We start from the raw sequence: 3,580 nt of genomic DNA on the forward strand, positions 1-3,580 counted from the left end.
ATCCTGCCCTCTTCCAGATGCACGCGGCGATCCGCAAGGCCGAAATACCGGTCATCATGGGTCACACAGATGACGGTGGTACCGGCTTCCTTCATCTTGGGCAGGACTTCCTCATAAAATTTCCGCCTGAAATACGGGTCCTGGTCCGCCGCCCATTCATCCAGCACACAGATGGGGCGGTGTTCCATCATTGCGACGATCAGGGCCAGCCGCTTGCGCTGGCCGGCCGACAGATCGACCGTGGACAGTTCCTTGCCGGCCAGGGACACCTTGTCGTCCAGGCCGAATTCTTCGATCAGCGCCTGCGCGCTTGAAAGCGCGGCCTCATCAAGCCCGTATAACCGCTTGAACAGGTGATAATCACTGAACACAGAAGAGAACAGCGAGCGATAGCCCGCCATGCCTTCGGCATCCAGCGGTCGTCCATCCAGCAGGATCATCCCCGCCTGGGACTGGTACAGCGAGGTCAGCATCCGCATGAAAGTCGATTTGCCCGACCCGTTGCCGCCGGAAATGAACAAGGTCTCCCCAGCCTTCAGCGTCAGGTCGATCGGCCCCACTTGGAACGGACGCTCCCGCTGCGCCCCATCGAAATGGAAAGTCAGCCCGCGCAACTCGATCTCGCGGAAACTGGTGGTGGTCGCCACGCCCGAACCTGTGCGGGGACCGCTCTCGCCAGTCTTGCGCAAAAGCCGTTCCAGTTCGCCGATGGACCTGGCCGCTGTATTGGCGCCGGCCAGCATGGGGACCGTGGAGATGACGGCACCCAGGGGCCCGAACAGGAACAACACGGCAGCGGACGCCTTCACCACGTCACTGCTGGGCGTATCGCTTAATGTCGGCACCAGAAACACGACCGTGCCCAGCAGCAGGAACAGCACATTCTGTGTGAAGACGAAGCTGCGGCCGAATTCCGATTGCGCGATGGTCCGCTGATCGGCGGCGTATTGCGACGCCTGAACCACATCATCCGCCGCCTCGGCGGCACGACCGGCATTGAGCTTGATCTCCTTGAACCCGTCGACCACCCCGCCCAGCAGATCATGCAGCCGGTATTCGGCCACGGTCGCGGTCTGGATCGCCTTGCCAATGCGCGCCATGCGCGCCAGATAAAGACTGGCCGCACAGACGGTAACCGCCACCGTCAGGACGAAGGCCGGCAAGGAGACGACGATGAGATAAAGCGTCGCGAATACCAGCAACACGCCGCTCTGCGCGAGCATGCCCAGCGCATTCCCGAACTGGGCAATCGTCTGGATTTCCTTGCTGAGACCATTGAAGATGACGGTCCGGCCGATCCTTTCCACCCCCTCCAGCTCGCAGTTACGCAACTCGTCGATCAGCCGGCAGCGGATACGGTGGATGACCCGCTCAACCTCCTTCGCGGTGGTGCTCATTACAAAGCGCTGAGACACCGTGTAAGCAGCAACCACCAGGACGAACTGCAAACCCAGGCTGAGGGTATTATCCCTGTTCTCCTGGTTCGCAGCGGTGTTGATCAGCGCCAGCACCAGGGCATTGGTGAGGCCCGCGACCGTCACGATCCCAAGGAAGCGACGCAGATCGGGTATATGCTCGCTGAAAAGAAGTTTGAAAAACTCCATCAGGCGGCACCCATCAATTTTCCCGAACGCATCACGTCGAACGCCCGCAACTGGGGCAATATTGGATCTTCGTCAGCGCCTGCGCCTCGTTCTCGCAATGCTTGCACACAGCGGAATAGGTCCGGGAACGTGCGCCGCTGCTGAAGTCCAGGCGGCTGAGAAGGATGAAGAGCAGCGTGATGATGGGCGTGAGCACGATGGACAGCAGGAAATATCCGCCAAAACCGATCTGCCGCTTGCGCCCGATAAGGCCGACCACCAAGCAGAGCGCAATATAAGCCACAACAACCAGCATGGCGGCATCCTTATGTGTACTGATGCTCTGACAAGGGGGCAAGACACGAACAATGTCCAGCTTTGGACAAAGCCAACATATCATCCGCTCTGCCAAGCACCACCTTCCGGTTCAATCTGTCCCGAACGGATAATTCCTTAAGCACATTAACCTAATCACATAAGGCAAGTCACTGTAAAGCCTCCCCCCCTCCCGGAGTAGGGCGGAGCGAACGACATACCCGCAGGCATGCTCTGATGGAACGGATGGTCGACGCACTGGCGAGAGAAATTAGCGATTATGCATATTTGCATCCGAGCCACGCCAAGTCACGCCCGGCTTGACGCGCCTGCCCGTATTAATTCTTATGGGAAAGCGCTGACAAGCCGGTGAAGAAGGGACGAGATGATGAACCGGGATCGCCCCTACTCGCCATGCATAGAATTTGCATGCCTTACAGTAATATGCGCTGAATTCATGCCCTGCCCCGACGCAGCTTCAAGGTAAGACGGTGAGCCACGCAGCAGATACGGCCTCCACCGGCGCCGCCGGCGCCCCCTTGACTCACACCGGACTGGAGAATCTTGGACAGGTTCTTCTGCGTGCATCCGGGGGAGAGGGCGGCCTTGTCTGGCTGGATGATGATGGCAGCGCCCATAGCGAATCCTACCTTGTCTTGCTGGACCGGTCACGGCGGCTGCTGGGCGGGCTGAATGCGGCGGGCGTGGCCCAGGGCGACCGGCTGATCATGACGGTCGGGAATGTCGGCGACACGCTTGCGCTGCTCTGGGCCTGCTTCCTGGGCGGCATCATTGCCGTGCCGATGGCGACCCCGTCAGTGATTGAGCAAGGAGCGCCGCCCCTGCGCAAGCTGCAGGGGGTCTGGTCGCTCCTGGACCGCCCGACCGTGGTCGCCGGGACCGACATCGCCGCCGCCCTTGCCGCCCATGGAGCCGCAGCCGGGTGGGACGGCTTCCGCGTCATCGCGATGGATACGCTTGGGCAGGCGGAGCCGGCGCCCGACCTGCCGCCGGTCAAGCCCGGCGATCTGGCCATGATGCCCCTGACATCGGGCAGCACCGGCATGCCGAAGGCAGCGATGCTGACCCATGCCAACATCCTGGCGATGGTGGCCGGCACCATCCAGGCCAACGGCTTCACTGCCGATGATGTGACGCTGAACTGGATGCCGCTGGATCATCCCGGCGCCAATGTATTCCTGGGGGTCATGACGGCCGTGCTGGGCGGCTGGCAGGTGCATGTCCCCACTCCCCATATCCTGACCGACCCGCTGCGCTGGCTGGCGCTGATCGATCGCTACCGGGCCAGCATCTCGTGGGCGCCGAACTTCGCCTTTTCCCTGATCGGGCGCAGCGCCGACCGGCTGGCGGAAATGGATCTCGACCTGTCCTGCATGCGGTTCCTGGTCAGCGCCGGGGAACAGGTTGCGGCGGCGACATCGGCCACCTTCCTGGAACTGCTGGAACGCCACGGCCTGCCGGAAACGGCACTGCGCCCGGCCTTCGGCATGGCGGAAAGCTGCTCCGGCATCACCTGGTCGCCAGGGCTGACGCGGGCGGAACTGGCCGGCAATCCCGTCCATATCTCACTGGGCCCGCCCATTCCTGGTGCCGAAATCCGCGTCACCGACGATGATGGTGGTGTGCTGGCCGACGGGCAGATCGGGCACCTGGAACTGCGC

3 protein-coding genes are annotated in these 3,580 nt (G+C 62.0%); 1 reads left to right on the forward strand and 2 read right to left on the reverse strand.

Features of this window, described 5'->3' with window-relative positions; genetic code table 11:
* On the reverse strand, nt 1–1,604 hold a 1,604-nt coding region (locus KBA48_RS32730), incomplete at its 3' end, for a cyclic peptide export ABC transporter (protein ID WP_292912855.1).
* Between the two features lie 31 nt (nt 1,605–1,635).
* The gene (locus KBA48_RS32735; protein WP_292912856.1) at nt 1,636–1,899 is read right to left on the reverse strand and encodes a hypothetical protein; all 264 of its coding nucleotides are present in this window, start codon (nt 1,897–1,899) and stop codon (nt 1,636–1,638) included.
* A 490-nt stretch (nt 1,900–2,389) separates the two neighbouring features.
* Here KBA48_RS32735 and KBA48_RS32740 point away from each other — a divergent pair.
* Nucleotides 2,390–3,580, forward strand: a 1,191-nt coding sequence (locus tag KBA48_RS32740) for an AMP-binding protein (RefSeq protein WP_292912857.1), incomplete at its 3' end; no start/stop codon positions are given.

It is taken from the genome of Niveispirillum sp. (assembly GCF_017996735.1).
In the GTDB taxonomy this organism is placed as follows: domain Bacteria; phylum Pseudomonadota; class Alphaproteobacteria; order Azospirillales; family Azospirillaceae; genus Niveispirillum.